We start from the raw sequence: 7,002 nt of genomic DNA on the forward strand, positions 1-7,002 counted from the left end.
GCGGTAATTGCCGTCGAAACAGACAGGCACGCCGGCGCTTGTCGCCGCGGCGACGGCGGCTTGCGCAAGCGCGACGCCTCCGGGGCCGAGCGCCGGCGTGATGCCCGACAGGTGGAGCAGTCGGGCGCCCTCGAGCGCGGAGGCGAAGTCGAACTGGTCCGCCTTGGAGGTTGCGAACACGGAACCCTCGCGATCATAGGTGATCGACGAAGGCCTCAAGCCCGCCCCGCTTTCGAGGAAGTAGAGGCCCATCCGCCCGGCATCGCGGCCCACATAAGCCGTATCGATCCCGGCGGCATTCAGGGCCGCACGCGCCTTGTCGCCCAAGGGACTGGACGGCAGGCGCGTAAGCATCTTCACGTCATGGCCCAGCGAGGCGAGCCCCGCCGCGACATTGGCCTCCGCGCCGCCGACGACCATGTCCAGCGCATCGCACTGCACCGTCAGCCGCGCGGCAGGCGTGGCGAAGCGCAGCAGGACTTCGCCAAAGGTGACGATATGACCCGTCATCAGCCGATCTTGGCGCTCATCAGGAAGCGTTCGCGGCTTTCCTGCGACTTGCGGCGCAGTTCGGAGATCGCGCGTTCCTCGGTCGCGTCCAGCATCGAGCCGAGCAGGCGCTGGAAGTGCTGGCGCATCGCCACGCGCGCCCCTTGCGGATCGTGGCGGCGCAGCGCCTCGACGACGGCGGCGTGCTCGTCTTGCCGGGTCATGCCGTCATGGTGGCAGACGCTTTCGTGGGTGTGGCGCACTTCGGGCAATTCGGTGCGCAGCCGCCACAAGGTACGGATGACATGCGTGATCGCCCCGTTGCCCGATGCCGAGGCGATCGTCATGTGGAATTCGCGGTCGATCTCGGTGGAGCGCACATCGTCCTGCTCCACCGCCATCGCCGCCAGCAGTTCGTCCAGCTTCGCCAGCGTCTCGGCCGAGATCACCGGCGCCGCGAGCGCCGCCGCCTCGGATTCGAAAAGAGCGCGCGCCTCGGTCAATTCCAGCGCGCTGACGGCGGGCAGGACGTCGTCGGCACGGTCGGCCCGCTCGGTCACGTAGATGCCCGAGCCGGTCTTGATCCGCAGCACGCCGATCGCCTGCAGCGCGATCGCCGCCTCGCGGATGGTCACGCGGCTGACGTTGAACCGCTCGGCCAGTTCGCGCTCTCCGGGCAGGCGGGTGCCGGGGGGGAACACGCCTTCGTCGATCAGGGCCACGATCTGGTCGGCGATGCCCTGGAACAACCTGTCAGCCATGGCGATTCTTCTCTCTCGTTGTCACGCCTGCCTCATAGCTTCCATGCCAAAGCTAGGCAATTGCCTGACCAATCCTGCAGCCCCCGGCAATCCCGCCATCAGATCTTGGCGCGCACGCCCAGGAAGTAGCGCGAACCGTAATAGTGGTACTGCCGGATGCTGCCCTGAACCGGCATGTCGGTGATCTTGGGCTCGTCGAACACGTTCACGGCCTGGAACTGCAGCTGCACATTGGGCGTCACGTCGTAGGAGGCGCGCAAGTCCAGCGTCTGGTTCCCGCGCACATAGCGCAGTTGTGAATTGCCGCCGACGAAGTCCTGATAATACTTCGAGCGATAATTGTAGATCGCCGACAGGTTCAGCTTGCCGAGCGAATAGTACAGCTGCCCCGAAACCACGTGCTTGGAATAGCCCGAAAGGTTCGCCGCCGGGATCATCCCCGGCGTCGTCTCGCCGGTTTCCGGATCGTATACCGCGCCGAGGCGGATATCCTCGTTCCTGAAATTGGAATTGGCGTAGTTGTAGCTGACCTTGCCGCCAAGCCCGTCGAACGGCGCGGGCAGCCAGGTGAAGCGGTTCGCCAGCGTCACTTCCAGCCCGTAGACCCGGCTCTTGCGCGTGCTGTTCTGGGTCTGGACGACCGGGATCGAGTAGTTCTGCCCGCCGATCGAGTAATCCTCGTTCAGCACCACCGGAATGAAGCCGCCGGTGAACTGCTTGTAGTAGACGGTGGCCGAGAACAGCGAATCCTTGTTGAGATAGTATTCCAGCGAGGCATCCGCGTTCCACGACATCAGCGGCTTCAGGCGCGGCGAGCCGTTGGCGGTGATGAGGCTGATCGCATCGGCCACCGACGAGAAGTTGGTGCCGTCCTCCAGCTGGATCGTCCGGCCTGCGCCGAGCGCGCTGGGCGCGGGACGCGACATCGCGCGGTAGCCGGCAAGGCGCAGCAGCAGGTCGGGCTTCAGTTCGAAGATCGCGTTGATGCTGGGCAGCAGGCGGGTCGACTTGCTCTTGATGGTGACCGTGTCGAACACGCCGCTGTCAACGAGGCGGATCGAGCCGTCGGGGTTGTTGACCACCTGCAGGTCGCTGCGCAGCCCGTTGGAGGTCACGCGCGTCTGCACCGCCCGCACGCCGAAGTTGCCCCGGATCGGCATGTCGCCCAGCGTGCTCTCGTAGTTCGCCATCAGGTAGGCGGCGAGCGTACGCTCGGTGACGTCGCGGTTGGCGACCGAGCGCACATCGGCATTGCGTCCCGGGTCCTCGGTGCCGAGGTATTCGCGGAACTGGCAGACCGGATCGAACGTCGCCCAGCTCGACAACTGGTTGCCCGGCGCGTTGGAGAGGTAGTCGCTCTGCGGGAACGTGGTGCGGCAGGCCAGGTTGACGTCGCGGTCAACCGCGCGGCTGTCCTGCGTGATCTCGACGCGGTCGTCGTAGTCCGAATAGGTCTGTTCGGTCCAGCGCGCGCCTGCCGCCACGCTGCGCAGGAAGCCGTCCATCTCGTACGTCGCATCGAGGCGGCCGGCGATGATCCGGTTGCGGCGCTGCAGTTCGTCGCGGCGCAGGCGGGCGTCATCGCTGAACAGCGCATAGTCGTTGACGTCGAAGCGCGGGTCGATGGTGAGCGTCGGCGCATAGCTGCCCGGCGCCACGTCGTAGATATAACCGACGCGCTGGTTGTTGATTACGGTCGGGTTGCCGTAGATGTCGAGCGGATCGGTACGCAGGCGGACCGAGCGCTCCACGTCGGTGCGCACGGTGCGCGAATAGGAGGCATCGGCCTTGATCGTCAGCCGATCGGCGGGGCGCCATTCGACGTTGAAGCCGCCGCCGCGATACTCCTCGTCGCGCTCCAGCAGCGTGCCCACCGCTTCCAGCGAGGTGCGCCCTTCGAGGTGGGTGATGACGCCGTTCTCGTCATAGGCGATGTTGCTCAGGCCATAGCGCATTTCCGACAGGTTCAGGTCGCGCCGGTTCTCGGCGTAGTTGCGCTTGGAATACTGGACGTCCAGGTTGATATCGAGCGTCGAACTGGGCCGCCACTGGATCGCCCCGAAGATCGCGTCGCGCTTGTCGTTCTCGCTGATCTGGCGGTACGTCGCGGCATTGGGGACCAGCGCGAAGGGCGTTCCGGCCGCCGCCTGTTCGCGGCTCACTTCCGAACAGTTGCCATTGGGCACCGCGATGCCGGGGTTGCACGCCACCCAGGTTGAGCTGGCGGCATACGTCTCTTCTGGGTTGTTGGTCTTGTTGCGCTGAACGCCCAGCGCGATCCCGATCTCGCCCAGCGCCCCGGCGTCGAACTGGTCGACATAGCTGGCGGTGCCGCGCCAGCCCCAGGCGCTGGAGCCGCGGATGCGATCCTGATAGGGGCTGTAGTTGGTCTTGAAGTCCAGCTGGATGCGGCGCTTCTTGAACGCCAGCGGGCGGATGGTGCCCAGTTCGATAGTGCCCGCCACGCCGCCTTCGACGAGGTCGGCCTGCTGGGTCTTGTAGATCTTGATGCCGTTGATGAGTTCGGACGGGAACTGGTTGAAGTTCACCGCGCGGTCGCCGCTGCCGTTGGATGCATCGCGGCCGTTGATGGTCGTGTTGCTGAGGAACGAGCCGAGGCCGCGCAGCGAAATCTCCGAAGCGCCGCCCTTTTCGCGGTGCGTGGTCGCGCCGGTGATGGTCTGGATCGCCTCGCCCACCGAGAGCGCCGGGAGGTCGCCGATCTCGGTGGACGAGAGCGAATCAACGATCGCGGTTTCGCGCCGCTTCTCGTTGATGGATGTCTGGAGCGTTTCCCGAAGGCCCGTGACGATGATGTCCTGCGCCGAGGCGCCGCCGAAATCCTGCGGCACCTGAGTTGCCTCAGACTGCGCCGGTGCTTCCTGCGCCAGAACCGGGGCAGCGACGAAGGCGACACCGGCCAGCAGGCAGAAACGGAGGGTACGGCGGCTATGGCCGCGAGCGAAGCCGCGATCGTGAGGCGACATCATGATTCCTCTTCCCTTTGGTCTTTGAGTATTTTCTGACCAATTATCAATTATCAGTCAATCCATTATTTCATACCAATTTGAAAACAAGAATTTGCCAAATTGGTATGAACTAAAATCGAGCTCAGGGCGCGATCTGGCTCCGCAGTTCCGGCACAGCCCGCGCCAGATCGCGCGCGACGAGGCCTGCGAAGAGTTCCGCGCCCTCATCGCCGAGGTGCGTGTAGTCGAACTTGCGCTGGAACTGGCCGCGCGGTCCGTCGGGCGTGGTCGGCACGTCGGGGAGCCGTGCTTCGGCCGCCGGGCGCGCCTTGAGGGTGGTTCCTGTACCCGCTTGGTGTCGTTCAGTGCCGTTGGGTGCCGTTTGCGCCAATGCCATCGATCGCACCGGCCCCATCTCCTGAACCGCCGCTGCACTAGCCGCGTTGAGGTTCACCAGCGGCACCTTGAGCGCGGCGGCGACGGCGCGGACTTTCGCTGCCCACGGCTCCAGCGTGTTGTTCAGCCGCCCCTTCACGAAGTCTCGCCGGGTCAGCGGGGTGAGCAGCACCGGCACGGCCCCGGTCTGGCGGACGTCCTCCACCATGCGGCGCAAATTGGCGGGGAACTCGCTGTCCATCTCGGTCCAGCGTTCCGCCACGGAGGACTGGTCGTTGTGGCCGAACTGGATCAGCACGAAAGTGCGGCGGTAGCCCGGGACGCGCGCTTCGCCGAGGGCGAGATCCCACGATCCCTCCTGCCGATAGCTGCGCGTGGAGCGCCCGCCGCGCCCCAGATTGAGGCAGGCGGTGGAAGATTTCACGTGATGGGCGCAGAACATCGAGGCCCAGCCGCTCATCGGCGCCATCGTGGAATCGCCGACCAGCACGATCTTGTCGGCCGCCAGCTTCTCCGCGTCGGTGCGTACGGTGCGCCCCTTCGACGAGTTCGCGTCCTGTGCGGTTGCGGCCGTGCTCATCAGGGCCGCGGCGATTGCCGCGGCCACCCATGCCTTACGTGTCATCCTCTTGTTTCCCTTCAGGAAAAGGCCAGGCCGCCGTTGATGTCGAGGTTCACGCCGGTCAGGAACGCGGCCTCTTCGGACAGCAGGAAGCCAATCGCGCCCGCCACTTCGTCGGGGTGGCCTTCGCGGCGCAACGGGGTGTTGTTCGCGGTGGCGGCGCGGCCCTCGGGCTTGGAGAAGATGTCGTGGAAGCTGGTGCCGATCAGGCCCGGGCACACGGCGTTGACGCGGATGCCCTGCGGCCCCAGCTCCTTCGCCCAGCTGCGCGTCAGCGTCATCAGCGCGCCCTTGGAGGTGGCATAGACGCTCGCGCCCGGGCCGCCGCCATCACGCCCCGCCAGCGAGGCCACGTTGACGATCGCGCTGCCCTTGGAGAGGTGCGGCAACGCGGCCTTGGTGACGAGGAAGGCGGACTTGAGGTTGAGGTCCATCACATGGTCGAAGAACGCCTCGTCCATCTCCGCCAGCGTCTTGCGCGCGACCATGCCGCCCGCAAGGTTGACGACGAAATCGATGCCGCCGAATGCCTCGACGGTGGCCGCGACCAGCCCCGCGACATCCTGCGCGCTCGCGACGTCGGCCTGATGGATCAGACCCGTGCCGCCCTCGGCCTCGATCTCGGCAAGGGTGCGCTCGGCTTCCTCGCGGTTGCTGCGGTAGTTGATGACGACTTTCGCGCCTTCACGGGCGAGGTATTGCGATACCGATTTGCCGATGTCGCGGCCACCGCCGGTGACGATGACGGTCTTGTCCTTGAAACGCATGGATTCAGCCCTTGTCTTGAGAAGTGTTCGGGGGAGTGAGGGGTTCGATCCGGCCGCCCAGCAGCCAGATGCAAAGGAGGGAAAGCGGCACCAGCGCGGCGGCCAGCGCGAAGATCGGGGCGTAGCTGGTCTTGGTCATGACCGGCACCAGCCAGGTGGTGACGAGCGTACCCGCCACTGCCGCCGTGCCGCCCAGCCCCGCCAGCGAGCCGACCGTGCCGCCCGCGAAGTAATCGGCAGGCAGGGTCTGGATGTTGTTGATCGCCATCTGGAAGCCGAACAGGATCACCGCGATCAGCAGCACCGCATAGAGCGGGCTGGCCGCGTGCATCGTCAGCAGCAGCGGCGGCAGCATGATGAGCCCGCCAAGCGTGATCGCGCACTTGCGCGCGAAATTCACCGTCCGCCCCCGCGCGATCAGCGCGCCGGACAGCCAGCCGCCCGTCAGGCTCCCCGCCATCGCGCCGACGAACGGGACCCAGGCGAACAGGCCGATCTGCTGGACGTCGAAGCCGAAGGTCTCGGCCAGATAGATCGGGAGCCACGAGACGAACAGCCACCAGACCGGATCGAGGAAGAAGCGGCTGACGATGATCGCCCAGCTCTGCCGGTGGCGCAGCATCTGCGCCCAGCCGGGAGCATAGCCCGCCGGCCGGACGGCCTGCGCCTCGCCGGTGCCCAGAATATGTTCGCGCTCGGCTTTGGTGAGCCATGGGTTGCTGTCCGGGTCGGCGCGGTAGAGCAGCAGCCAGGGCACCAGCCACAGCAGCCCGAGCACGCCGATCGCCAGGAACGTCGCGCGCCAGCCAAACGCGGTGAACAGCAGAGCCACCAGCGGCGCGGAGACGATCGCCCCCAGCGACGCGCCCGCGTTGAACACCCCCTGCGCCAGCGCGCGCTCCTTCTGCGGGAACCACAGCGCATTGGCCTTGGCCGCGCCGGGCCAGTTGCCCGCCTCGCTGACACCCAGCGTCACGCGCAGCAGCGCCAGCAGGCCG

General features: G+C 66.3%; 6 protein-coding genes. All 6 read right to left on the minus strand.

Translation table 11 applies throughout. The annotated features are described in order from the left end of the window. On the minus strand, positions 1-510 hold a 510-nt coding region (locus LH128_RS20575), incomplete at its 3' end, for a PfkB family carbohydrate kinase (protein ID WP_008831614.1). Next, entirely contained in the window at positions 510-1,250 is a 741-nt protein-coding gene (locus LH128_RS20580; protein ID WP_008831615.1) for a FadR/GntR family transcriptional regulator, read from the minus strand. The genes LH128_RS20575 and LH128_RS20580, both read right to left, overlap by 1 nt. A gap of 98 nt (positions 1,251-1,348) precedes the next feature. Next, positions 1,349-4,240, minus strand: coding sequence for a TonB-dependent receptor (locus tag LH128_RS20585; protein WP_008831616.1), 2,892 nt, complete (start codon positions 4,238-4,240; stop codon positions 1,349-1,351). Positions 4,241-4,361: 121 nt separating this feature from the next. Then, positions 4,362-5,195 carry a rhamnogalacturonan acetylesterase gene (locus LH128_RS20590; RefSeq protein ID WP_327195231.1) on the minus strand — a complete coding sequence of 278 codons (834 nt, stop codon included), beginning with the start codon at positions 5,193-5,195 and terminating at the stop codon, positions 4,362-4,364. Positions 5,196-5,254: 59 nt separating this feature from the next. Beyond that, positions 5,255-6,004, minus strand: a complete 750-nt coding sequence (locus tag LH128_RS20595) for an SDR family NAD(P)-dependent oxidoreductase (protein ID WP_008831618.1) — start codon at positions 6,002-6,004, stop codon at positions 5,255-5,257. Between the two features lie 4 nt (positions 6,005-6,008). Continuing rightward, on the minus strand, positions 6,009-7,002 hold a 994-nt coding region (locus tag LH128_RS20600), incomplete at its 5' end, for an MFS transporter (protein WP_008831619.1).

This window comes from Sphingomonas sp. LH128 (assembly GCF_000293195.2).
Taxonomy (GTDB): Bacteria; Pseudomonadota; Alphaproteobacteria; order Sphingomonadales; family Sphingomonadaceae; genus Novosphingobium; species Novosphingobium resinovorum_A.